The organism is Geobacillus thermoleovorans (assembly GCF_001610955.1).
GTDB lineage: Bacteria > Bacillota > Bacilli > Bacillales > Anoxybacillaceae > Geobacillus > Geobacillus thermoleovorans.
Window position 1 is genome coordinate 747,193 of sequence record NZ_CP014335.1, and the last position, 24,958, is coordinate 772,150.

General features: G+C 51.7%; 19 protein-coding genes and 3 pseudogenes. 17 read left to right on the forward strand and 5 right to left on the reverse strand.

From position 1 onward, the window contains the following. Window positions 1–234 precede the first annotated feature (234 nt). Window positions 235–1,600 (forward strand): annotated as a pseudogene (locus tag GT3570_RS03805) (ISLre2 family transposase). Window positions 1,601–1,813: 213 nt separating this feature from the next. Here GT3570_RS03805 and GT3570_RS17760 read toward each other — a convergent pair. The 3 genes and pseudogenes from GT3570_RS17760 to GT3570_RS18995 form a co-directional block, all read right to left on the reverse strand. Then, window positions 1,814–2,858, reverse strand: a protein-coding gene (locus tag GT3570_RS17760; RefSeq protein WP_015374552.1) for an IS630-like element ISBs2 family transposase whose coding sequence is annotated in 2 segments (ribosomal slippage) — window positions 1,814–2,353 and window positions 2,355–2,858 — 1,044 coding nt in all. Because the reading frame shifts where the segments join, the coding sequence is not laid out codon by codon here. 75 nt (window positions 2,859–2,933) lie between these two features. Then, window positions 2,934–3,311 (reverse strand): annotated as a pseudogene (locus tag GT3570_RS03820) (helix-turn-helix domain-containing protein); the annotation flags it as partial. A 152-nt stretch (window positions 3,312–3,463) separates the two neighbouring features. Next, window positions 3,464–4,009, reverse strand: a complete 546-nt coding sequence (locus GT3570_RS18995) for a DUF6431 domain-containing protein (RefSeq protein WP_023633323.1) — start codon at window positions 4,007–4,009, stop codon at window positions 3,464–3,466. Between the two features lie 319 nt (window positions 4,010–4,328). Between GT3570_RS18995 and GT3570_RS03830 the strand changes: the two genes are divergently transcribed. The 6 genes and pseudogenes from GT3570_RS03830 to GT3570_RS19000 form a co-directional block, all read left to right on the forward strand. Beyond that, entirely contained in the window at window positions 4,329–5,996 is a 1,668-nt protein-coding gene (locus GT3570_RS03830) for an IS1634 family transposase (protein ID WP_023633822.1), read from the forward strand. Window positions 5,997–6,063: 67 nt separating this feature from the next. Continuing rightward, the gene (locus tag GT3570_RS03835) at window positions 6,064–6,339 is read left to right on the forward strand and encodes a hypothetical protein (RefSeq protein ID WP_062898467.1); all 276 of its coding nucleotides are present in this window, start codon (window positions 6,064–6,066) and stop codon (window positions 6,337–6,339) included. 82 nt (window positions 6,340–6,421) lie between these two features. Beyond that, the gene (locus GT3570_RS03840; protein ID WP_011229816.1) at window positions 6,422–7,612 is read left to right on the forward strand and encodes an ISL3 family transposase; all 1,191 of its coding nucleotides are present in this window, start codon (window positions 6,422–6,424) and stop codon (window positions 7,610–7,612) included. A gap of 213 nt (window positions 7,613–7,825) precedes the next feature. Continuing rightward, window positions 7,826–8,473, forward strand: a complete 648-nt coding sequence (locus tag GT3570_RS03845; protein WP_033024880.1) for a hypothetical protein — start codon at window positions 7,826–7,828, stop codon at window positions 8,471–8,473. A gap of 165 nt (window positions 8,474–8,638) precedes the next feature. Next, complete coding sequence (locus GT3570_RS03850) at window positions 8,639–9,259, forward strand: hypothetical protein (RefSeq protein ID WP_223813611.1); 621 nt, start codon at window positions 8,639–8,641, stop codon at window positions 9,257–9,259. A gap of 146 nt (window positions 9,260–9,405) precedes the next feature. After that, window positions 9,406–9,609: pseudogene (locus tag GT3570_RS19000) on the forward strand (RHS repeat-associated core domain-containing protein); the annotation flags it as partial. 272 nt (window positions 9,610–9,881) lie between these two features. On the opposite strand, the gene GT3570_RS03855 reads toward GT3570_RS19000, so the two are convergent. Further along, window positions 9,882–10,568 (reverse strand): Crp/Fnr family transcriptional regulator, encoded by a 687-nt coding sequence (locus GT3570_RS03855; RefSeq protein WP_062898468.1) that lies wholly within the window; start codon window positions 10,566–10,568, stop codon window positions 9,882–9,884. A 323-nt stretch (window positions 10,569–10,891) separates the two neighbouring features. Here GT3570_RS03855 and argC point away from each other — a divergent pair, with 323 nt between their 5' ends. From argC to clpB, 9 genes are all read left to right on the forward strand, one after another. Next, window positions 10,892–11,926: an N-acetyl-gamma-glutamyl-phosphate reductase gene (argC, locus tag GT3570_RS03860; RefSeq protein ID WP_062898469.1), complete on the forward strand. Its 1,035-nt coding sequence runs from the start codon at window positions 10,892–10,894 to the stop codon at window positions 11,924–11,926. 16 nt (window positions 11,927–11,942) lie between these two features. Then, complete coding sequence (gene argJ / locus GT3570_RS03865) at window positions 11,943–13,175, forward strand: bifunctional ornithine acetyltransferase/N-acetylglutamate synthase (protein WP_062898470.1); 1,233 nt, start codon at window positions 11,943–11,945, stop codon at window positions 13,173–13,175. Between the two features lie 12 nt (window positions 13,176–13,187). Beyond that, window positions 13,188–13,967, forward strand: coding sequence for an acetylglutamate kinase (gene argB / locus GT3570_RS03870; RefSeq protein WP_062898471.1), 780 nt, complete (start codon window positions 13,188–13,190; stop codon window positions 13,965–13,967). Between the two features lie 3 nt (window positions 13,968–13,970). Beyond that, window positions 13,971–15,131 carry an acetylornithine transaminase gene (locus GT3570_RS03875; protein ID WP_053414513.1) on the forward strand — a complete coding sequence of 387 codons (1,161 nt, stop codon included), beginning with the start codon at window positions 13,971–13,973 and terminating at the stop codon, window positions 15,129–15,131. 88 nt (window positions 15,132–15,219) lie between these two features. Beyond that, window positions 15,220–16,284 (forward strand): carbamoyl phosphate synthase small subunit, encoded by a 1,065-nt coding sequence (locus GT3570_RS03880; RefSeq protein WP_062898472.1) that lies wholly within the window; start codon window positions 15,220–15,222, stop codon window positions 16,282–16,284. Beyond that, window positions 16,277–19,405: a carbamoyl-phosphate synthase (glutamine-hydrolyzing) large subunit gene (locus GT3570_RS03885; RefSeq protein ID WP_062898473.1), complete on the forward strand. Its 3,129-nt coding sequence runs from the start codon at window positions 16,277–16,279 to the stop codon at window positions 19,403–19,405. The genes GT3570_RS03880 and GT3570_RS03885 overlap by 8 nt, the downstream gene beginning before the upstream one ends. After that, window positions 19,402–20,340 carry an ornithine carbamoyltransferase gene (gene argF, locus GT3570_RS03890; protein WP_013146083.1) on the forward strand — a complete coding sequence of 313 codons (939 nt, stop codon included), beginning with the start codon at window positions 19,402–19,404 and terminating at the stop codon, window positions 20,338–20,340. Before GT3570_RS03885 ends, argF begins: the two co-directional genes overlap by 4 nt. Before the next feature lie 190 nt (window positions 20,341–20,530). After that, complete coding sequence (locus tag GT3570_RS03895; protein WP_011230299.1) at window positions 20,531–20,710, forward strand: YjzC family protein; 180 nt, start codon at window positions 20,531–20,533, stop codon at window positions 20,708–20,710. 107 nt (window positions 20,711–20,817) lie between these two features. Then, window positions 20,818–23,403 (forward strand): ATP-dependent chaperone ClpB, encoded by a 2,586-nt coding sequence (gene clpB / locus GT3570_RS03900; protein ID WP_014195163.1) that lies wholly within the window; start codon window positions 20,818–20,820, stop codon window positions 23,401–23,403. Between the two features lie 468 nt (window positions 23,404–23,871). Here the strand turns inward: clpB and GT3570_RS03905 are convergent, their stop codons facing one another. After that, window positions 23,872–24,060, reverse strand: a complete 189-nt coding sequence (locus tag GT3570_RS03905; protein ID WP_025039308.1) for a YjzD family protein — start codon at window positions 24,058–24,060, stop codon at window positions 23,872–23,874. A gap of 133 nt (window positions 24,061–24,193) precedes the next feature. Between GT3570_RS03905 and GT3570_RS03910 the strand changes: the two genes are divergently transcribed. Continuing rightward, window positions 24,194–24,934: an alpha/beta fold hydrolase gene (locus tag GT3570_RS03910; protein WP_021321874.1), complete on the forward strand. Its 741-nt coding sequence runs from the start codon at window positions 24,194–24,196 to the stop codon at window positions 24,932–24,934. The last annotated feature ends 24 nt before the right edge of the window (window positions 24,935–24,958 follow it).

Consider the following 24,958-nt stretch of genomic DNA (forward strand, 5'->3'; position numbering starts at 1 on the left):
TTCTCTGCATTTTTTGCTTGCAAAAAACACCTAGGGAAAGTCCACGTGTGAGTAAAATATTTGTGGGTGGCATTCCGGAATGATTCCCCGACGAGGGTTGCGAACTTTTGTTCGCGACGCTCGTCGGGGCCACCAAGCGAAGCGCGGTAGAAAAAGCAAATGTCATGCAAAAAGGACTCTCTCCCTGCTATGATGGTGATGACCAACATCCATAAAACAGGAGGGAGAGAGTCCATGAAACATCTTACCACAGAATGGCCTTTATTAAAAGAGCTGGAGGAGCAATTAGTCAGAACTCTTCAAAAGGTGTTCGCTGTCTTGTTGGCGGCCCTTTTGGAGGAGATCGATCAACAACTGGCGGAAGCGCGGGACAAGCGCCGGCATCAGCTGAAAGACAAACGGCCGACTACGATCCAAACGCTGTTTGGAGAAGTGACGTTTCGACGGAACTACTACTATGACCGGCAAACGGGGAACTATACCTTCTTGCTGGATGCCGAATTAGGCTTTGATGGGGCCCAATCGATCAGTCCTTGCCTCGAGGAAACGGCGGTCGAGTTGGCCGTAGAGTGCTCTTCCTACCGCAAAGCGGCTCGCACGCTGGAGTCGATCGTGGGGTATGCGGTCCTCAGCCACGAGGCGATTCGCCAACTGGTGCTGGAGGGCCCCTGTCTCGCTGCATCACCCTGTTTCCAAACGGCACGGCCGGGTGCTGTTTGTGGAGGCGGATGGACTGTTTATTTCCCGCCAGGGGAAAGGGAAACGGGCGAAAGAAGAGAAAATCCTGGCGGTTCACGAGGGATGGAGACGAAACGGGTCGCAGCTTGAGCTGGTGAACCGGCGCCACTACCTCCATGAAGGGACGGGGGACGTGTGGGAACGGTTTGAGGAGTGGCTGATGAAGGAATATGCCTATGATCCGTGCCGAGACCTGTTGGTCCTCAACGGCGACGCGGCGTCGTGGATCACGGCCTCCCGGGAGTATTTTGGGAAGCGGGCGTGCTTTCAGCTGGATCGATTTCATGTGGCGCGGGAGCTGCGTCAGTGTCTGTCCGGCCATCCGCGTTGGCGGGAGGTGCGGAAGAAGCTGGCGAAACAAGACGAAGAAGGGCTTCTCGTGGAGCTGAACAGCGCGGTCGGCACGTTGGAGGACGAAGCGAAAGAACAGCAGCTGGCTGCCATGATCCGCCGGATCGAGTCGATGCCGGGATGCATCCGGGACTATCGGGGGTGGCTGTCGGAGCAAGGGGTGGAGACGACCGGCATGCGTTCGATGGGCCATGCGGAGAGTGTGATGAGCCGATTTGCGCATCGGGTGAAATCCCGCCGCAGCTGGAAAGACCAAGGGCTTCGGGCGTTTCTGAGGGTGATGGCAGCCCGAATCGACGGGATCGGGTGGAGAAAGGGACGGTGGGAGGAGCAAGAGCCCCAGTCGGCCGTCTCGGCCTCAACAACGTCCAAGCGGATCGAACAGGCCAAACGGAAGGCAGGACGGTTGTGGACAGATGTGGTGCGTCAGAATATACCGTGTCTGCAACAGTCATCCGGGACGCCGATCCATCAAGCGTTGTCGGCGCTCCGGGATGGTGGTTGGGTGTAAAAAAATGGAATATCGTATCATCGTCTCAAGATAAGGGATGAGAGTCCGAAAGCGCTTACGATATTAATTCCTGAAAATGGTTCGATAACTAGTGATTGACAACGCCCGTAGTGAACCGAAAAAATGTTCTCCACAAAGTCTTGACTGACTCTTCTTTCCCGACAAGGTTGTGTTTTTTCAATAATCGGTATATATATAAGTTGAATTAAAGATTTACAACTGAACACACAAACGATCGATCGTTTGTTCTGGTTTCTGGTTGATTCGCTGAATAAAGGCTTGGACATTCTTTCTAATTTCTTGCACACTCGAATAGAACACGTTGTAAATCACGTCTGATTTCAGCCATTTCCATAGCCCTTCAATCAAGTTCAATTGCGGACTGTATGGTGGCAAAAAGACGAGCTCTAACCGATCTTCGTGTTCTTTTAAAAATGGCTGAATGAGTTTGGCATGGTGAATTCGAGCGTTATCTAAAATCATCACTATTTTGCCTGTGGGATAGCGTTCTAACACAAGTTGAAGAAATCGAAGAAATGTTTCCGCGTCATAGCGTTCTTCTTCGATGCAAAACACTTCCCCTGTTTCGTAGTTCAACGTGCCAATCAGCTTCAACCCTTGATGTTTTCCAAACGTCGGAATGATTCGTTGTTTTCCTTTGACAAACCATGTTTTTTGAATCGCTTGGTAATCACGAATCATCGACTCATCTTGAAAGAGGACATGGGCGATGTTCCCATCTACCAGTTTTTTTTACTTCAGGGAAGGTGATTTCGACGAATTCTTTTTGTTTCTCTTCATCGGCATTGGCTAGTGTATAGGTCGGTTTCGTATAGCTTAGCCCTAACCGATGCAGAATGTCACTTGTTCCGCGAAGCGTGTATGTTGGCCCCCACTTTTGTTGAATGAGTTCAGCGATTATCGCAAGCGTCCAATTATATTTTGCTTCGAATCCCACATCTACGGGGAGCTGATGTTCAATGATCAAAGCCAGCTCTTTTTCCTGCTCAGGGGTCAATCGACGTGGGGCGCCAGGTGAGTATTTCATCTCCAGTCCATCAAGACCGCGCTGGGCGTAGGCATGAATATAGTTATAAATAGTTTTCTTGGATCGACCAATAATCGTTGCGATTTCTCCTTTGGTATATCCCTGCAAATGAAGATAAATCGCTTGGTAGCGTTCATATGCTCGTTTACTTTTTGCTTCTTTCATGGCAGTGGACAACTTTTCGATCTCGTCTTTGTGATTTGGCATCATATTTTCTCTCCGTTCCCCTATTTTCTCTTTGTATTTATTCGCCGTGGAACGGGAGAAAACCTTTATTTCAATTTATATAGTAAAGTAAGAGGTATGGTTTTCTGGGATTTCCCCCTGCTCGATTAGGTGTTCGTAGAACACCGTCACGGGCATGGTGGGATGTTCTTTTCTTAGGGCTAAAATATGATCCTCATCATCGGGCGACAGACGCCTTGAGTGGCCGCGGTCCGAACGGCGCTTCGGCTTTAAGGCGTCAAAGCCCCCTTTTTTGTATCGGGTGCACCAATCGAGGATCGTCTTGGCTGCGATTCGCTTGTCGCCTTGGTGGGGAACATGATGCACTCGCTCGCTCACCTCTTTCAGATACGTCTTCGGTTCCACCTGCCCATTCACCAACGGAGCGATTAGCCCGTACCGAAACAGGGCAATGTTGTGTCTCATCGACTCATCCATTCGAATCTCCTCCTGGTCTCACTTGGAATCAGGACCGTTCCGGTCCTCCTGCCCTTATCGTACCGAATTGCTTTTTCTCCGTCGATAGGAAAGGTTTGTGGGAACCTCAATCATTTCCAATTTAGGATATGTATGTAGAATCAAGATCCCATTTAATTCGCAAAAGGGTGTCGGAATCCGTCCTCCCACATCTCTCTGATGACCGAATAGAGACCGTGTTCCTCCAACGTCCGGATCCACCAAGAAGCCCGTTCCTTTTCTTTTTTCACGATAGGGCCTATGATCCTCCACCGCCTCGCAAAAAAGCTATGAAGGTTTGATAGGTTTCGGTAGAACCGTCGGACATAAAAGATGATGCCGTCCTTTGTCGGGAGGAACGGAGCCTGGTTCGTCCCCTCGGTCAATCCCAACTGCTCTTTCACAACTTGCCATACGGCGGACAACGTATATTGAAAATACGGGAGGAGAAAGGAAGGCAGCACACTCACCGTCTTCAAGCATTCCCGACAGCGATACCGGACAATCCAAATGCGATCATCACCATGTGGGGTCAATGCGTTTCGCTCATCGTAACCGTGGCGGTGCAACGGGCGCTTGGCCCGGCAATGCGGACACTGTGTCAGAAGAGGGAAGTCGTTTTCTTTTCCACGCTCTGCATACGTTTGGACGTCAATGCCAAAGTCATGAAATTGAATCACGTCCTCCTCCCCTCCTCTGAACCGATGGATTTTCTCTTCCGAAATAATTCACAAAAAATTTAGCACATTCTTTCAGAAAAGGGGAGAGGGCTTTCTGAAAGAATGTGCAAAAAAATGGCTCTTTTGTTCCGAAATAAAGTGATAATTTACACCCGAGTTCGACAGTTTTGAGGCCATTTTAGGCAAATGAAAATGGCCAAAATGCTGTTATATCAAAGATTTCGCGATGCGGATCCTAGAAAAAAACACTGAATTTCATAGGCACACGACTTGTTTATTTTAACTTTTAAAACAGCTGAATATCGGTTATAATATAGGCATGTACATACGGCGAGTAACACGCAAAAACAAAGATGGAACGACCGTGGCGTATCTCCAGCTTGCTCACAACGAATGGGATCCGAAGGCCAAATATGCGAAAGCGAAGGTGATTTATTCGTTTGGGCGCGAAGACGAGGTGGATCGCGCTGTCTTGGAGCGTCTGGCCAAAAGCATTTCGCGATTCCTTTCTCCTGAGCAGGCTTGGGAAATCGAGACGTTGACAGGAGAAGTGTCGGATGACTTTCAGTTTCAATCAAGCAAACGCCTTGGTGGCGCTTGGCTTTTGGATCAGCTCTGGAGACAACTGGGATTGGGAGAGATTCTCCACTCCTTGTTTGCCTCCCGACATCATCAGATTCCGTTGGAACGGCTGATTTTTGCCATGGTGGCGAATCGTGCCCTTCATCCGTCAAGCAAGTTGGCGATGGAGGAGTGGGTGGAGAAAGACGTGCATATCCCTCATCTTCCCCAAGTCGCCAGCCACCAGTTGTACCGGGCGATGGATGAGCTGCTGGCTGTGCAGCCGGAATTGGAACGCCAAGTGTTCCATGCCGTGGCCGATTTATTGAACCTGGAAGTCGATTTGATTTACTTTGATACGACTTCGTCGTACTTCGAAGTGGATCCATCCGAAACACCAGAAGGAGAATCGCTTCGAAAGCAGGGGTTTTCCAAAGATAAGCGTCCCGATTTGGTCCAAATCGTCATTGGACTGGCCGTCACCCGGGAAGGAGTCCCCATTCGCGCTTGGGTATGGCCTGGCAATACGATGGATATGACGGTCATCAAACAGGTGAAACAAGACTTGATTGGCTGGAAGCTTGGGCGTGTGATCAGCGTGATGGACCGCGGATTTTCGTCTGAAGAGAATTTGCGAATCTTGCAACAGGCCGGGGGACACTACATTGTCGGCGAAAAAATGCGGTCCGGCAAAGCCGCCGTCGAAGAGGCCCTAAACCGTCGCGGGCGCTACCAACAAGTTCGCGAGAACTTGCATATCAAAGAAATCATCGTGGGCGACGGAGAAGCGCGTCAGCGCTATGTTCTCGTGTACAATCCCAGCGAAGCCGAACGCCAACGCAAGGAACGGGAAAAGCTGCTCGAATCGCTGAAAGAGGAGTTGGAGGGGCTTCGCCAACTCCCCAATGAAGCTCATCATAAGGCCACCTGCCGGCTGCGTTCCCATCCGTCCTACGGAAAATACTTGCGTCAATTGAAGGATGGAACGCTTCGCATCGACAAGCAAGCGGTTCGTGAAGCGGAAAAGTACGATGGCAAATATCTCATCCGAACCTCCGATGACACCTTGTCTGCCGAGGATGTCGCGCTCGGGTATAAGCAACTGGTGGATATCGAGCAGGCCTTTCGGACGTTGAAATCAACACTCGAGCTGCGCCCCATGTATCATCGCTTGGAAGACCGTATCCGGGCGCATGTGCTGCTCAGTTGGCTGGCTCTCTTGCTGGTTCGGATCGTGGAGATCCGAACTCATGAATCGTGGCCGAAAGTAAGAGACGAATGCGAGCGTCTCATGCTTGGACATTTTTCTTCAAAAAACGGCGACCTTTATCAACGAACCGAACTGACGGCCAAACAAGCGCTATTCCTTGCGGCTCTAGGGCTGGAACCTCCTCCAAAGATTCTAGGCATCCACCCTCGCACCTAGATACACGCCCGAAGTGTGCCCAAATGCCTCCGATCCCTTTTGTATCAAGGGGCGAGAGGCATTTTGTTTGCCTAGTGACTGTCGAACTCGGGTTACACTAGAAGAACAAATTGAAGAAATAATCGTGGATATACTTAACCAGTATCAGCAATTTTTTGTCCAAAATGGCTATATTTTAGATATTAAATTAGAACGAATTAATGAAGTTGATGCTTTGAAAGGTATTGAGGAGCATGGTATGGAAAAAGGTCAATGCTTTGAAACAAATTACTATTCTTTTGTTTGTTTAGCTATTAAAGATTCAAGTGGAAAATTAATTGGGGTTCATCACCAAATTTTGTGATTTAGTGACAAAAAAGAGAAAGCACTGACGAGATCCTGGCAATAATGTTAGCGGTGAAATCAACATTAAGGAGGTCTCGTAAGTGCTTTCGATACCACTAGGATTGCCAGAATTTAAAGTGATTAAACAAGAACTTCTTTCCTATGGTTATGCGATTCATGTAGAGAAAACAGAGACACAGGAACGCTGCCCTCATTGTGGGTTTGCCACTTCCTCTGTCCACGACAGACGGACAAGAAAAGTACGGGATTTGGCGATTTTCCATCAACCGGTGTACTTGTTCGTAAAGGTAAAGCGCTATCGGTGCTGGAATTGTTCCCAAGTGTTTTCCGCCTCTTTGGAATCGATTCAACCCAATCAACACTACACCAATCGATTTTGTGAGTACTTGTATGAACTTTGTGAAGGCTCCACCATTCAAGAGGTTAGCCGAAAGCACCGCATCCCATATACGACATTGGAGCGCATCTATTACTTCATTGCATCGAAAAAAGCAAAAGAGCGTCAAACAGCGATAGAAGCATCTTCTCAAGAAGAGATGGTGCTTAGCTTAGATGAAATCGCGGTAAAAAAGGGACATCAGTATGAAACCGTATTGATGGATGCCAAAGCCGGATCGGTCATGGGAATGCATGCCGATCGCCAATGTGACTCCGCCCTCCACTTGTTGAGCCAAAATGTCCTGTCGAAAGAAAGGGTCCAAACGGTGATTCTTGACATGTGGGAACCTTATCATAAGGCGGTTCGCGCCCTGTTTCCATCTGCTTCGATTGTCATCGATAAGTACCATGTGATTCAAAAAGTGACACAAGCCTTGGATCAAGCAAGAAAGGAATTTCCTCCATTGAAAAAGGCTCGATATCTTCTCTTAAAAGGCTGTGAAAAGCTTCGTAAGGACCAACGGCTTCGATTGGACGATATCTTGGAGGAGTATCCGGTACTTTCCATTGCTTATTATCTGAAAGAGTTGTTTCGGGATTTTTACCGAACCGATGGATATAACGAAGCAAAGGAACGCTTGGAAGAATGGATTCAGTTAGCCAAACAGAGCCCTTTTGCTTCTTTTCAGGAAGCAGCCAACACGCTTGAAAGGTGGAAGGAGCCGATTCTTTCCTACTTTTTGTGCCCATATACCAATGCCCGAATCGAGGGGACGAATCACAAGATCAAAAACATCAAACGCCGGGCATATGGCTATCGAAATCGAGAACGGTTTCGTTTGCGTGTATTTCTGGAGTGTACAGGGAACACTACAGGTAGTCAGGCTGCTTAAGCGCTCTCTTCTTCCGCTATCGGTATGATAGTTGGTAGAATGGAACCCGTCAAGGAAAGCACTTGACTGTTTCCATTCTACCAACTTCGTGGTCTGTATGCGGAAGAAGGATCCTGACTGATGAACCGATTTCATCCAGCTAACATATTTCTGGGGTTGAGTGGAAATCACAGAAAATGGTGAAGACCCGTTAAAGCTTATGCAGAAAGTGTATTGGATTTTTTAGAGGGGAAAGAAACTCAATTAAAAAGAAAAATTCGCAATTTATCTAAAAAAAGTGGCACGGATTTAATCGCAGATATAGCTATGATAGGAACAATTGGCGATTACAATGCTATAAGAGAATTAGACAAAATCAATACGGATAACAAAGAGGTGCTGGAACAAATCAAGGTAGCAAAATTACAAATAATATGTGGACTAGAAGAAATAATTAAGGAGTACAGAAAACCAGATTCCCGTTATTCTCATAAAGCATTAGCAGAGGCTATTTATCATTCATTTGATCATCCAGAAGCATCAAAAGTTATAATAGAAGATCTCTTTAGTGAGGAATTTGAGCGTGTTTTTAGTGCCGTTACTCTACTTGCTTTCGCGGAAAAATTTCCTAAGGACAAAGTTACTAGGGATGTAGTAAATAAGTTCTTTGACATTTTAACGGGTGATTTTAATACAACACTAAAGAATCATGCCATACTTGCAATAGGTAGATATGGAAATATTGATGATGCATCAAGACTTGAAAGAATTGTTGAGGAAAAAAAGTATTTAACAAAGGGGAAATTTTGGAAATGGCTAAGTGAAAGCGCACTGTTAGACGATATCAACATCACAATAAAGAAATTGAAACGAAAGAAATAGACGATTCACACTCTAAATGAGCAACAAGGAAACATTGCGGTTCACGGAGCTGAATACGTTCTTCGTGATGAAGCGAAATCTACAGGTGGGCCAACCGCTGACTATTATCCAAAGGGAAGTAAAAAATGACTTTAAAAATCAGGTTTAAAACAATAGGTGATCTTCGTGAATTTAGAAACATTGTTTGTGAGAGAAAAAAGAGAATTTTATCAGTTATACCGCACGGTGAACGATGTGTTTTTCTTAGAAAATCGATTGCCCAAACAGGTATTTCGTGAACCATTTCGTTATTTTTGGTTTGAAGAATTCGACTGGACAATGGATGGGGATTTTTGGACCGTAATTCAGCAATTGTCGAAAAAAATGAAAGATGAGTATATTCTTACTGCTGTACTAGATCCTCATCCTGTAGAATACTTTTATGAAGAATTTGGTTACTATAATTGGGTGAAACCCCCTGTTCATTTAACATCTGATCAATATGTAAATGTCCTGGAATTGGGGCCTAAGGAAAGTCCAGCTGATGCAATGTTATACAATTCGTATACAGTTATTTGGTTGCCTTCTTCCATGAAATGGGCTATATGGGGGGATAGAAATTACGGCATTTGTATTTTAGGACTTCGAGATGCGAACCATCGTGTGGATGCATGGCCGATTGTAAAAACTTGGCGTCCAATGGATCAAACGGTTCTATCATGGGTGGCGCTTAATTTTGCCAATCAACAGCTTCCGCAAGAGGTTGTCGATTCTCTTTTCTTGCATTATTCTAACGAAGCTAAGTAAAGAAGCCTCGCCTTGAACGCTAGGACAGAACAATAAGGATCCTTGATTGGCAACAAGCCTTTCAAGGTTCTTTTTTCGTGACCATTCAAGGAAGGGCAAGCACGAACGGCGATGTTATCTCCCTGACAGATGTGCAAGGAAACGTGGTGGTTCGCTACCAGTACGACACATGGGGCAAAATTCTTTCCCAATCCGGCGCCTTGGCGGAGGAAAACTCATACCGATATGCGGGGTATCAATATAACAACGAAACAGGTCTGTATTATCTGATCGCCTGGTACTATCATCCAACGCATGGCGTGTTCCTATCCCTAGATCCGGATCCGGGGGATGCGGACGATATCTTGACGCACAATGGATACACGTACGCAAATAACAATCTAGTGATGTTGATAGATCCGGATGGGCATTTCTTCTGGTTTGCCGTCAACGCGGGGGTTGCGGCGTATGGTGGATGCCAAGCCTTTAAAAAAAGGTGGTTGGAAAGCCGTGGCGATGGTTGCAGGTGCATCGTTGATAGGCAGTGTAGCTTTCAACAGCAGGGGAGTGTTTGCTTCAAAAAAGCAAAGGCCGCCCCTGAGCGCCGAGAACGGCCTTCCCTTTTATTTGCCGCACTTGCCCGTCAGTCAATGCGGCACAGCTCGGGCGGGCAGCCTTCGCAGGCGATTTCGTCGCGCAAGTATTGCAAGTTGTGGACGCAAATTTTTCCTTTTTCCACGGAGATGACGCCTTTTTTCCGCAAATCGCTGAGCATGCGGTTGACGACTTCGCGGGCGGTGCCGCAAAAGTTGGCGAGCTCTTGGTTCGTCAGCGGCACGTCGATCAAAATGCCGTCTTCTTTCATGACGCCGTAGCTGTTGCATAAACGGATGAGCGTTGAATAGAGCGCTCCTTTTTTGCCGTGTAAAATCAAGTCGCGGAACTTCGTCTGCGTTTTGCGGAAATGGAGGCTCATCCATTTCATAAACTCAATCGCCAGTTTCGGGTTGTTGGCCAGCTCTTTCTCGAGCGTTTCACGCCGAATGGCGGAAACGACGCCGTCTTCCAGCACTTTCGCCGTCAGCATGTAGCGGGCCCCAGGACAAAACAGCGTCAGCTCGCCGATCAAATCGCCTTGGCTGCAAATGCGCAGCGTGAGCTCCCGTCCGTCCATGTCCATTTTGCTGATTTGGATTTTCCCCGATTGGATATAGTAAATATCGTCTGCTTTTTCCCCTTCTTGAAACAAGTACGTTCCCTTCTCAAGGCGAAGATCGCGTCCGAGCGATGTAAGTCGCTTCAGCCATTCACGAGATTCCATCTCGTTCATCCGATCACAACCTTACGTAAAATGTATCGCTATCTAAAAGTGTACAGGAAAAAAGAGGGAAGTCAATATAAGGATAGTGAAAAGATTGAAAACTTGTTGAACATCGATGGAATCGTTTGTGAAAGTCTTTGCATCCCGTAGACATGAGGACAATGGAGTCAAGGATGCACCTTGGATGCGGGGACAAATCGGTATTCGTTTCCCATAGACGGAGGGAGGGGCAAGAAAAAAATCCTCAAAAATTATTAAATATACATTTGATTTTATTTTTATACAGTATTATAATGAGAACTACATGAGGCATACGGGTGAGGGGGAACGTCATGAAAGTGGCAATCATCGGGGCGACGGGATACAGCGGCGCGGAGCTGTTCCGCTTGCTATACGGGCATCCGCACGTGAGCCAGTGCGACGTGTTCTCGTCGTCGCAGGATGGAATTCATTTATCGGAAAGTTTCCCGCACGTCGGCGCGGTCGATGGTGCGGTGTTGCATAAACTTGAAATCGAGGCGCTTGCCAAGTATGACGCGGTCTTTTTCGCCACGCCGCCCGGGGTGTCGGGGGAGTGGGCGCCGGCGCTCGTGGATCGGGGAGTGAAAGTGATCGATTTATCGGGCGATTTCCGGTTGAAAGACGGCGCGGTGTACGCACAATGGTATGGGCGCGAGGCGGCGCCATCTGCGTATTTAGAGCGGGCGGTGTACGGATTGACCGAGTGGAACCGCGAGGCGGTGCGCGGAGCCGTGCTCCTATCCAATCCGGGCTGCTATCCGACAGCGACGCTGCTTGGCTTGGCGCCGCTTGTCAAAGAAGGATTAATTAAGGAAGACTCGATCATCGTGGACGCCAAATCGGGCGTATCGGGCGCGGGACGGAAAGCCGGGCTCGGGACACATTTTTCCGAAGTGAACGAAAACGTGAAAATTTATAAAGTGAACGCCCACCAGCACATTCCGGAAATTGAACAAGCGCTGCAGACGTGGAATGAAGCGGTGGCGCCGATCACGTTCAGCACTCATTTGATTCCGATGACAAGGGGCATTATGGCGACGATTTATGCGAAGGCGAAACAATCGATTTCGCCAAACGACTTGGTAGATTTGTATAAAACAAGTTATGAAGGTTCGCCGTTTGTCCGCATCCGTCAACTTGGACAGTTTCCAGCGACAAAAGACGTGTACGGCTCAAATTATTGCGACATCGGCCTCGCCTACGATGAGCGGACGGGACGGGTGACGGTCGTGTCGGTGATCGACAACTTGATGAAAGGTGCTGCCGGGCAGGCGGTGCAAAACTTCAACTTGATGATGGGTTGGGATGAGGCGGAGGGCCTCCGATCCTTGCCGATCTATCCGTGAGGGAAGGGGAAAAACGATGACGATCACAAAACAAACGGGGCAAGTGACGGCGGTCGCCGATGGAACAGTGGTTACGCCGAAAGGATTTCAAGCGGCCGGGGTGAATGCCGGGCTGCGCTATTCGAAAAACGATTTAGGGGTTATTCTATGCGACGTGCCCGCTTCGGCGGCGGCGGTGTATACGCAAAGCCATTTTCAGGCGGCGCCGCTCAAAGTGACGCAGGCGAGCCTCGCTGTAGAACAAAAATTGCAGGCGGTCATCGTCAACAGCGCGTGCGCGAACGCCTGCACCGGTGCGCAAGGGCTCAAGGACGCTTATGAAATGCGTGAGTTGTGCGCGAAACAGTTTGGCCTGGCGCTGCACCATGTGGCCGTCGCTTCAACGGGCGTAATCGGGGAATATTTGCCGATGGAAAAAATTCGCGCCGGCATCAAACAGCTTGTTCCAGGGGTGACGATGGCGGATGCGGAGGCGTTTCAAACGGCGATTTTAACGACCGATACGGTGATGAAGCGCGCTTGTTACCAAACAACGATCGACGGGAAAACGGTCACCGTCGGCGGAGCGGCGAAAGGGTCGGGGATGATCCATCCGAACATGGCGACGATGCTCGCATTCATCACGACGGATGCCAATGTTTCGTCGCCGGTGCTGCACGCGGCGCTGCGGTCGATTACGGACGTTTCGTTTAACCAAATTACGGTCGACGGCGATACGTCGACAAATGATATGGTCGTCGTGATGGCAAGCGGTCTTGCTGGAAATGATGAGTTGACGCCGGATCATCCGGACTGGGAAAACTTTTATGAGGCGCTGCGGAAAACGTGCGAAGATTTGGCGAAGCAAATCGCCAAAGACGGCGAGGGGGCGACGAAGCTCATTGAAGTGCGCGTGCGCGGCGCGAAAACGGATGAGGAAGCGAAAAAAATCGCCAAGCAAATCGTCGGCTCCAACTTAGTGAAAACGGCCGTTTACGGCGCGGACGCCAACTGGGGGCGGATCATCGGCGCGATCGGCTATTCGGATGCCGAAGTGAACCCGGACAACGTCGATGTCGCCATCGGGCCGATGGTGATGCTGAAAGGAAGCGAGCCGCAGCCGTTCTCGGAAGAAGAAGCGGCGGCGTATTTGCAACAAGAGACGGTCGTCATTGAGGTCGATTTGCATATAGGCGATGGTGTCGGCGTTGCGTGGGGCTGCGATTTGACATACGATTATGTGAAAATTAACGCCAGCTATCGGACGTAAGGAGAGAGAACGATGGGGAAAACGGTCGTCATCAAATGCGGCGGCAGCGTGCTTGATGAGCTGTCTCCCGCCTTTTTTGCCAGCGTGAACGCAATGCGAAAACAAGGGATGGAGGTCGTCATCGTCCACGGCGGCGGGCCGGAAATCGGACAGATGCTCAAAACGCTTCGCGTGCCGAGCGAGTTTGTCAACGGCTTGCGGAAGACGACGAAAGACGTGCTCGCGGTTGTGGAAATGGTGCTCTCCGGCAAAGTGAACAAACAGCTTGTCGCGATGCTCAGGCAGCACGGTTTGCCCGCGGTCGGTGTTTCCGGCGTGGACGGGGGGCTGCTTGAAGCAGAACCGATCGACTTGGCCAAACTCGGCTATGTCGGCCGTGTGAAAACCGTTCGTTCCCAGCTGTTGCGCACGCTGCTTGCGGCGGGCTACATCCCGGTCATTTCCCCGCTTGGCATCGACCAAAACGGGCAAACGTACAACATTAACGCCGACACGGCCGCCGGGGCGGTCGCAGCGGCCATCGGCGCCAGCCAGCTCGTGTTTGTGACGAACGTGCCCGGCATTTTGCGAGACGGCGCGCTCGTGGCCGAGGCGACGGCGGAAATGATTGAACGACTGATCGAAGACGGCGTCATCACGGGCGGGATGATCCCGAAAGTGCAAGCGGCGCTCTCCGCCCTATCCGATGCGCTGCCGGAAGTGATGATCGTCAGCGGCAAAACGACGTTTTATCAGAACGGAACATGGTATGGGACAACGATTCGGAAAGAAAACGAAGTGGGGGTCTACTAAATAATGAGCGCGCTATTTCCGACTTACAACCGTTGGAATATCGCCGTCCAGTCGGCCGAAGGGACGGTGGTGACCGATGTGAATGGAAAACAATATCTCGACTTTGTTTCCGGCATTGCCGTCTGCAATCTCGGCCATCGCCATCCGCATGTCCAAAAGGGCATTGAACAACAGCTGAATCAATATTGGCACGTCTCGAACTTGTTTACGATCCCGATTCAAGAAGAGGTCGCCTCCTTGCTTGTCGCCCACAGCGCCGGCGATTATGTTTTTTTCTGCAACAGCGGGGCGGAAGCGAACGAGGCGGCGCTGAAGCTGGCGCGCAAACATACCGGGAGACACAAAGTCATTACGTTCCGCCAGTCGTTTCACGGCCGCACGTTCGCGACGATGGCGGCGACCGGGCAGGAGAAAGTGCATAGCGGTTTTGGTCCGCTGCTTCCGGAATTCATTCACTTGCCGCTGAATGATGTCGACGCGCTCAAGCAGGCGATGAGCGAAGAAGTGGCGGCAGTCATGCTTGAAGTCGTCCAAGGGGAAGGCGGCGTCCGCCCGGTTGACCCGGCGTTTTTGCAGACAGCGTCGGAGCTGTGTCAACAGTACGGGGCGCTTTTGATCATCGACGAAGTGCAAACCGGCATCGGCCGGACCGGGAAGCCGTTTGCGTACCAGCACTTTGATGTGGAGCCGGACATCATCACCGCAGCGAAAGGGCTTGGCAGCGGCATTCCGGTTGGGGCGATGATCGGCAAAGCGTTTTTGAAAGAATCGTTTGGACCTGGGGTGCACGGGTCGACGTTTGGCGGCAACCCGATCGCGATGGCCGCCGCCAAGGCGACGCTTGAAGTTGTGTTTGATCCGGCGTTTTTGCAAGATGTGCAGGAGAAAGGCCGCTATTTGCTTGCACGCCTCCATGACGCGCTCGCTTCGCTTGACATCGTCAAGGACGTGCGCGGGCTCGGGTTGCTGGTCGGAATGGAGTGCCAAACGGACGTCGCGCCGCTGTTGCCATTGATTCATGAAAACGGCTTGCTTGTCCTCTCGGCGGGGCCGAAGGTGATCCGCCTGCTGCCGCCGCTTGTGGTGACGAAAGCGGAAATCGATGAAGCGGTGGACATTTTAACAAACGTGTTGAACAACGCCAACGCCTCAGCCGTCTTGTAAACGGACGGCCGACGGCTTAATTTTTATTCCTGTTCATGCATAAAAATTCTTGAACGGTTATAAAAACTCAAACGATGAGGTGGCGCCAATGAAAGCGTACTTGCATGTGGCGAGCGGAAAAACGTTCAGCGGGGAGCTCGCCGCTCCGCTTGAAGAAAAGGTGAGCGGGGAGATCGTTTTTTTCACCGGCATGACCGGGTATCAAGAAGTGTTGACCGACCCGTCGTATAAAAACCAAATCATCGTTTTTACGTACCCGCTCATCGGCAATTACGGCATCAACGAAGATGATTTTGAAAGCAAGCGGCCGCACGTCGAAGCGGTCGTCGTCTACGAAGCGAGCCGAGAAGGGTTTCATTACGGGGCGAAATACAGCTTGGCAGAATACTTGCAGCATTGGAACATTCCGCTTCTCACGCATGTGGACACGCGCGCCCTTGTGAAAGAAATCCGCACCGCTGGAACGATGATGGCGGAATTAAGTTTGTCGCCGATTTCAGCCGTTGGAGGCGAGGAAGCAGTATTTCCCGTGCGTGCGGTGTCAACGAAAACGATCGAAACATACGGCGAAGCCGGGCCGCATTTGGTGCTCATCGATTTCGGCTATAAAAAGTCGATTTTGCAGTCGCTCCTTGCACGCGGCTGCCGGGTGACGGTCGTGCCGCATGATACGGCGCCGGAAGCGATTGACGCGCTGAAACCGGACGGGCTTGTCCTCTCGAACGGCCCGGGCGATCCGAAACAGTTAAGCCATCAGCTTCCCGCTATCCGTCAGCTGATCGACCGGTATCCGACGCTTGCGATCTGCCTTGGCCATCAGCTTGTCGCCTTAGCGTACGGAGCGGATACGGAAAAACTCCGCTTCGGGCACCGCGGCGCCAATCAGCCGGTGTGGGACGCCGGGAAGCAAAAAGTGATGATGACATCGCAAAATCATAGTTACGTCGTCAAAGAGGAAAGCTTGGCGGGCAAGCCGTTTGACATCCGCTTCATCAACGTCAACGACGGCTCGGTCGAAGGCATCGTCCATCGCCATAAACCGATTTTGTCGGTGCAATACCATCCGGAGGCGCATCCGGGGCCGCAAGATACCGGCTATATTTTCGACGAATTTTTGCAAACCGTGTTCAAGGGAGAGAACGTGTATGCCTAAAGATTCTTCGCTTCAGTCGATTCTCCTGATCGGGTCGGGGCCGATTGTCATCGGCCAGGCCGCCGAGTTTGATTATTCCGGCACACAAGCGTGCATCGCCTTAAAGGAAGAAGGATACCGCGTCATTTTAGTGAACAACAATCCGGCGACGATCATGACCGATGAAGTTCATGCCGATGCCGTGTATTTTGAACCGCTCACCGTCGATGCGGTCGAAGCGATTATTGCCAAAGAACGCCCGGACGGGCTGCTCGCCACGTTCGGCGGCCAGACAGGGCTCAACTTGGCGTTTCAGCTGCATGAAGCCGGCGTGCTTGAAAAGTATGGGGTGAGACTGCTCGGAACACCGATTGAAGCGATCAAGCGCGGGGAAGACCGCGAAGCGTTCCGCACGTTAATGCATGAGCTTGGCGAACCGGTGCCGGAGAGCGAAATTGTCACAAGCGTTGAGGAAGCGGTCGCGTTTGCCGAACAAATCGGTTTTCCGATCATTATTCGTCCTGCGTATACGCTCGGCGGGACGGGCGGCGGCATTGCCGAAAACATGGAGCAGTTTCTCGCGCTCGTGGAGAAAGGGCTGGCCGAAAGCCCGATCCGCCAATGTTTGATCGAACGGAGCGTCGCCGGGTTTAAAGAAATTGAATACGAAGTGATGCGCGACCAGTCGAATACGTGCATCACGGTTTGCAATATGGAAAACGTCGATCCAGTCGGCATCCACACGGGCGATTCGATCGTCGTCGCACCGTCGCAGACGTTGACCGATGAGGAGTACCAAATGCTCCGTTCGTCGGCGGTGAAGATCATTTCCGCATTAGGGATCATCGGCGGCTGCAACATTCAGTTCGCCCTTGACCCGAACAGCAAACAATATTACTTAATCGAAGTCAACCCGCGCGTCAGCCGCTCGTCAGCGCTCGCCTCGAAAGCGACCGGCTACCCAATCGCCCGCATTGCGGCGAAGCTGGCGGTCGGCTATACGCTCGCGGAACTCGTCAATCCGGTGACGAAAACGACGTACGCCAGCTTCGAGCCGGCCTTGGACTACGTCGTCGTCAAGTTTCCGCGCTTGCCGTTTGACAAGTTCCCGCACGCGGACCGGAAGCTCGGTACGCAAATGAAAGCGACCGGGGAAGTGATGGCGATCGATCGCAATATGGAGCGGGCATTCCAAAAAGCGGTACAGTCGCTCGAAGGAAAAAACAACGGACTGTTTTTGCCGGAGCTTTCGACGAAAACGAATGACGAGCTGAAACAGCTGCTTGTCGACAAAGACGACCGCCGCTTTTTCGCCATTTTGGAACTGCTCCGCCGCGGGGTGGCGGTCGAAGCCATTCACGAATGGACGAAAATCGACCGCTTTTTCCTTGCTTCGTTCGAACGGCTCGTGGCGCTCGAAAAACAGGCGGCAGCCACCACGATCGATACGATCGATGAGCCGACGTTGCGCTTCTTGAAAGAAAAAGGGGCAAGCGACGCCTTTTTGGCCGAAACGTGGGGCGTGACGGAGCTTGATGTGCGCAACAAGCGGAAGGAACTTGGCATCGTGCCGTCATACAAAATGGTCGACACGTGCGCGGCCGAATTTCATTCGGAAACGGATTATTACTACTCGACCTATTTCGGCGAAGACGAGCGGAAGAAAGCGAGCGGCAAGGAGAAAGTGCTGATCATTGGAGCTGGACCCATTCGCATCGGCCAAGGCATTGAGTTTGACTACAGCTCCGTTCATAGCGTGTTCGCCTTGCAAAAAGAAGGCTATGAAACGGTGATGATCAACAACAATCCGGAAACCGTCAGCACGGACTTTGCCGTCGCCGACCGCCTTTACTTTGAGCCACTTACCTTAGAGAGCGTCTTGGATGTCATTGAAGCGGAACAAATCAAGCATGTCATCGTTCAGTTTGGCGGACAGACGGCAATCAATTTGGTCAAAGGACTCGAAGAAGCAGGTGTGCCGCTGTTGGGCGTCACGTACGATATGATTGACCAGCTTGAGGATCGCGATCGTTTTTACCAGTTGCTTGAGGAGCTTGACATCCCGCACGTACCGGGCTTGATGGCGAACAACGCAGAGGAGCTCGCCGCCAAAGCGGCCGAGATCGGCTGCCCGGTGCTGCTTCGCCCGTCGTATGTCATCGGCGGCCGCGGCATGTTTATCGTCCATAGCGAGGCGCAGCTCGCCGCTTTGATTGAGCAAGGCGAATTGACATATCCGATTTTGATCGATGCGTATTTGGACGGGAAAGAGGCGGAGGCCGACATCGCCACGGATGGGACGGACATTTTACTGCCGACGATTATCGAACATGTCGAAAAAGCCGGCGTCCACTCCGGCGACAGCTATGCTTGGCTGCCGGCGCAGACGCTCACAGACGAAGAAAAAGCGAAAATCATCGACTATGCGGGCCGGATTGCGAAAAAACTTGGCTTTAAAGGAATCATGAACATTCAATACGTCATTGCGGACGGCAATGTATACGTCCTTGAAGTGAACCCGCGCGCGAGCCGGACGGTGCCGATCGTCAGCAAAACGACCGGCGTGCCATTGGCGCAAATTGCGACAAAGTTATTGCTTGGGAAATCACTCGTCGACATCGTTGACGAAAAAGCTCGCGGATTGGAGGTCATGCCGTACGCCGTGTTAAAGTATCCGGTCTTTTCGACCCATAAGCTGCCGGGGGTTGACCCGATGGTTGGACCGGAGATGAAATCGACCGGTGAAGGCATCAGCATCGCCGCGACGAAGGAAGAAGCGGCGTACAAAGCGTTTTACGCGTACTTGCGAAAGAAAGCAAACGCCAATGAAATGTATGTGATTGGCGGCATCGATGAGACGCTGGCCGCGGAAATCGAAGCGAAACAGCTTGTGATCGTGTCAGATGTCCCGTTTGCCGATTGGGTGAAGCGCGACACGGCGCTCGCGGTGATCAACTTGGGCAAAGAGGAAGACGAGGCAAACAAACGAATGACTGCGTTGTCCCGACAATTGCTCGTCTTCACGGAACGTGAGACATTGAAGCTCTTCTTGCAGGCGCTCGATGTGGATCATCTTGATGTGCAGCCGATCCACGGCTGGTTGGAAAAGAAAAAACAGGCAGAACAGGCGGTGATCGCATGAATGCAGTGATGTCATTAAAAGGGAGAGATTTTTTAACGCTGCTCGATTTTTCAACAGACGAAATTATGGACTTGTTGGCGCTAGCAGCCGATTTAAAAGCGAAACAAAAAGCCGGCGTGCCGTATGCGCCGCTTTCCGGCAAAACAATGGCGATGATTTTTGAAAAGCCCTCAACGCGCACGCGCGTGTCGTTTGAAGTCGGCATGATCCAGCTTGGCGGCCAGGCGATGTATTTAAACGGCAACGATTTGCAGCTTGGCCGCGGTGAAACGATTGCGGATACGGCGCGCGTCTTGTCGCAATACGTCGATGTCATGATGATTCGGACGTTTGCCCATCAAAAAGTCGAGGAATTGGCCGAGTATGCGTCCGTTCCGGTCATCAACGGCTTGACGGACGATGATCATCCGTGCCAGGCGCTGGCGGATTTGCTGACGATTTACGAAGCGAAGAAAACGTTCCAAGGCGTCAAACTCGCCTATGTCGGCGACGGCAACAACGTCGCCAACGCCTTGCTTGCGGCCGCAGCCAAAGTGGGAATGGATATTTTCATTGCCTGTCCGCCAGGCTATGAGCCGAAGGAGGAATACGTCGAGGCAGCGCGCCAGATCGGCGAGAAAACCGGAGCAACAGTTGTTGTGACGCACGACCCGCTTGAGGCAGTGGCCGGAGCGGATGCGATTTATACGGACGTATGGACGAGCATGGGCCAAGAAAGCGAAAGCGCCGAGCGGCTTCAAGTGTTCCAGCCGTACCAAGTGAATGAAGAGCTCGCCAAAGCGGCCAAACCCGATTACCTCTTTTTGCATTGCCTGCCGGCCCATCGCGGCGAAGAAGTGACGGCCGGCGTCATGGACGGCCCGAACTCGGTCGTATTTGAGCAGGCCGGCAACCGGCTTCATGCCCAAAAAGCGATTTTAGTGTCGATCCTATAGGAAAAAGGAATTCCCGTTTCGGGAGTTCCTTTTTCGTTCTTTGCAAGGAAAAGGATTTTCATGAGAAAAAACGTTTTTATTGTGAAGGCTTGACGCTCCGTGTGCGGCGGCCCCATCATTTCCCTTCTTATGAACAGCGGCGAAACCGGGAATGCTAACAAATGCAATCGAAGCAAGGGGGATGAAACAAATGGGCCAACCGCGCCATTTCAAACCAGGGGATAAAGCGCCGAACAACGGCGTGTACATTGAAATCGGCGAAACGGGCGACAATGTAAAACACCCGAAAAAGCTGAAACTGAAAGCCGGCGATACGTTCCCGGAAACGTCGAACCATAATCGGCATTGGACGTATTTGCGCAAACCGTGAAGCACAACAAAAGCCATTCCAAGTATGGAGTGGCTTTTGATTTGCCGTGTGCTTCGCGATCCGCTATAATGATTTATGGTCAAAGAAGGTCAAATGGAGGGAACGGCATGGACGCAAGCCGTTTGACGGAAAAACTGCAAGAGGCGCTGATGGCGGCGCAGTCGCTCGCCAAAGAACGACATCATCAACAGCTTGATGTCGAGCATCTCCTGATTGCGCTGCTCGAACAAGAAGGCGGCCTGGCGCCGCGGCTCGTGGAGCTTTCCGGCGCCGACAAGGAAAAGGCCGCTGACTGGCTTCGCAGCCAGCTTCGCCAAAAGCCTGAAGTGCATGGGGCGGACGGGCAGCTGTATGTTGCGCCCGCCTTAGCGCGGCTGCTTGAGGAGGCGGAAAACGAAGCGAAGCGAATGCAAGACGAGTACATATCGGTCGAACATGTGCTGCTCGCGTTGCCTCATGGCGCCGAGCCGGTCGCTCGGCAGCTGGCGTCGTTTGGACTGACGAAGGAAGCACTATTAGCGGCAGTGAGAAACGTAAGGGGGAATCAACGCGTGACGAGTCCACATCCGGAAGCAACCTATGAAGCGTTGGCAAAATACGGGCGCGACCTTGTCGCGGAAGCGAAAGCGGGAAAAATCGACCCGGTCATCGGCCGCGACAGTGAAATTCGCCGCATCATCCGCATTTTGTCGCGGAAGACGAAAAACAACCCGGTGTTGATCGGCGAGCCGGGCGTCGGGAAGACCGCTATTGTCGAAGGGCTCGCTCAACGCATCGTGCGCAAAGATGTCCCGGAAGGGCTGAAAGACAAAACGATTTTCGCTCTTGATATGAGCGCGCTCGTCGCCGGAGCAAAGTTTCGCGGTGAATTTGAAGAACGGCTGAAAGCGGTGTTAAACGAAATCAAAAAAAGCGACGGCCGCATCATATTGTTCATTGACGAGCTGCATACGATCGTCGGCGCCGGCAGAGCGGAAGGGGCGATTGACGCCGGCAATATGCTCAAGCCGATGCTTGCCCGCGGCGAGTTGCGCTGCATCGGGGCGACGACGCTTGATGAGTACCGGCAATACATCGAAAAAGACCCGGCGCTCGAGCGCCGCTTCCAACAAGTGCTTGTCCAAGAGCCGAGTGTCGAGGACACGATTTCGATTTTGCGCGGATTGAAAGAACGGTATGAAGTGCACCATGGAGTGAAAATCCACGATCGCGCGCTCGTCGCGGCCGCCGTTTTGTCCGACCGTTACATCTCTGACCGCTTTTTGCCTGACAAAGCGATCGATTTGGTCGATGAAGCGTGCGCGACGATCCGGACGGAAATGGAATCGATGCCGTCGGAGCTGGACGAAGTGATGCGCCGCGTCATGCAGCTTGAAATTGAAGAGGCGGCCTTAAGCAAAGAAACGGATGAAGCGAGCCGCGAGCGGCTTGCGGCATTGCAAAAAGAACTTGCCGATTTGCGTGAAAAGGCGAACGCCATGAAAGCGCAATGGCAAAAAGAAAAAGAGGCGCTTGACCGCGTCCGCCGTTTGCGCGAGGCGCTCGAGCGGGCAAAACGCGAACTGGAAGAGGCGGAAAACGAGTATGATTTAAACAAGGCGGCGGAGCTTCGCCATGGCCGCATTCCGCAGTTGGAAAAGCAACTCAAACAGCTCGAGCAAGAAATCAGTGAGCAAAGTGAAGGGAAATTGCTGCGCGAGGAAGTGACGGAAGAAGAGATTGCCGAAATCGTGTCACGCTGGACTGGCATTCCGCTCACCCGCCTCGTCGAGGGAGAGAGGGAAAAGCTGCTTCGCCTTCATGAATTGCTGCATAGACGGGTCATCGGTCAAGACGAAGCGGTCGAGCTTGTCGCTGACGCCGTCTTGCGGGCGCGGGCCGGCATGAAAGACCCGAACCGCCCGATCGGATCGTTTTTGTTCCTCGGACCGACCGGCGTCGGCAAAACGGAACTGGCCAAAGCGCTCGCCGAGGCGCTGTTTGACAGTGAGGAGCAGCTCATCCGTCTTGACATGTCCGAGTATATGGAAAAACACGCCGTCTCCCGCTTGATCGGAGCGCCGCCCGGCTATGTCGGCTATGAGGAAGGCGGCCAGCTGACCGAGGCAGTGCGGCGCAAGCCGTATTCCGTTCTGTTGTTCGATGAAATCGAAAAAGCTCATCCGGAAGTGTTCAACATCCTGCTGCAGCTGCTGGATGACGGACGGCTCACCGATTCGCAAGGGCGGACGGTCGACTTTAAAAACACGGTCGTCATTATGACATCGAACATCGGATCGCCGCTGTTGTTAGAAAACAAACATGGCGACATCGATGAAGAAACGCGCAAACAAGTGTTTGACCAACTGCGCGCCCATTTCCGCCCAGAATTTTTAAACCGGATCGACGATATCGTCTTATTTAAGCCATTGTCGATGAATGAAGTGAAAGGCATCGTCGAAAAGTTCGCCCGCGAGCTGTCGGCCCGTTTGGCCGATCGGCATATCGAACTCGTGCTGACCGAAGCGGCGAAGCAATACATTGCCGAAGCGGGCTTCGACCCAGTATACGGCGCCCGCCCGCTCAAACGGTTTATGCAAAAGCAAATCGAAACGCCGCTTGCGAAAGAGCTGATCGCTGGGCGGGTGAAAGATTACAGCACCGTCACGGTCGATGTTGACAACGGGCAGATCGCCATTCGTCCGTCGGCGTAAACGAGCTGAAGGGGGCGCCGACGACGCGGAGAGACGTGCTTCTTGTCTGCCGGGGTTGGTCGCATTGTTTGAGCATGGGCGGAAAACACAAGCCCAGATCAATATGGATGGAATGCTCCTCCACTTACACCTATATAGATGCAACGAAAAAGTTTAACATATCCTTGATGGAAAAGTCGCTTGTCCATTTTTCGACTGTCGAAGGCAAGCCACAGGCTTGCCTCCGTCACGCCAAGGCGTGACGGAAGACCGAACAACCACCCGCTTCACAGACCCATACATGGGTCTGAAAGCGGCGTTGTTCGGTCGCCCGACAGTCGATCAAATGCTCGGTAAAAGCTACAAATGTTAAAGCTTCAAATTGCATCTATTATATAGGTATTGAAGTGGGAGGATTCTCGGTTAAAGATGACAAAAAACAACGCCTTGGGACTTTCACCCCAAGGCGTTGTCTTATGAAGCGAATGATCAATGATGGTGATCCCCGGCCGGCTCGTCCGGAATCAAGGCTGCAATCACGAAGACTAAGATCGTCACGATCACGCCAAGCAAGGCGCCGGTTGCGAAATCATAGCCGATCCCTTGCATCGAGCCCATGACGTACGTTGCCATTTGCACGAGCAAAAACGTCCAAAAAAACGTCCAAAACAAGCGCATCTTTGTTCCTCCCATCTTCTCGTCATTCCTTTTCTTATCTTATCACAATTTGTCGCGTAGGCATATACCCGGACGTTTTTTTTGGCCGCGCATATCGTATACTGTACCATTATGCATTGCCAAACAAGGGTGAATGGAAACGATGGCAGGACAACGGCGGTTTTTTCAACTCGATGAGCAATGGTGCATCGTTCACGTGCCGGAGCGCCCAAATGGGTTTGCCCTTTTTTTAATGGGCGACGGCGACCATTTTGTGAACGAACAGACGAGTTTTTGGCTCGAGCATCCGGGGCGGCGCCAATGGCTGGAAGATTGGTTGGAACGTGGGTATACGGTCTTTTCGTCCCATTTGTACGGCCGGCATTGGGGAAGTCCGAAAGCGGTCCGGCTGGCGCGCCAGCTCATTTACTCGGTGTTGAAAAGCGAAATTGTGAACCAGCGCATCTATATCGTTGCCGAAGGAATGGGCGCGCTCGTTGCCTTGCAACTGCTTGGCGCCATGCCAAGTCAAATCCGCGCCGTCGCCATGATCAACCCTTGCCTTGACGTACGCGCCCAGCTTGACTATGAACAGGAACATCCATTCGTGTACCGGCGGATGGTGAGGGAAATCGCGACTGCCTATGGCTTGAAAGAAGAGGAGGTGCTCGAGGCTGTTCCGTCCCTCTTTCTCAGTCCTCATGACGTTCCGGTGACGATTTGGCAGCTGGCCGGAGTGAGCCCGTATCCATCCGCCTTGCATAGCCGTAAATATGAACAATGGATGAAAACGACAAACAACCGGGTGCGCGTCGTTTACGAGCTGCCGGAGAAACGGCGCCAACTGGCTCGGCAAATCGGGCAATTTTTCTGCCAATACAATGAACTCCCGTAAACGACAAGGGCAGACGCATCGACC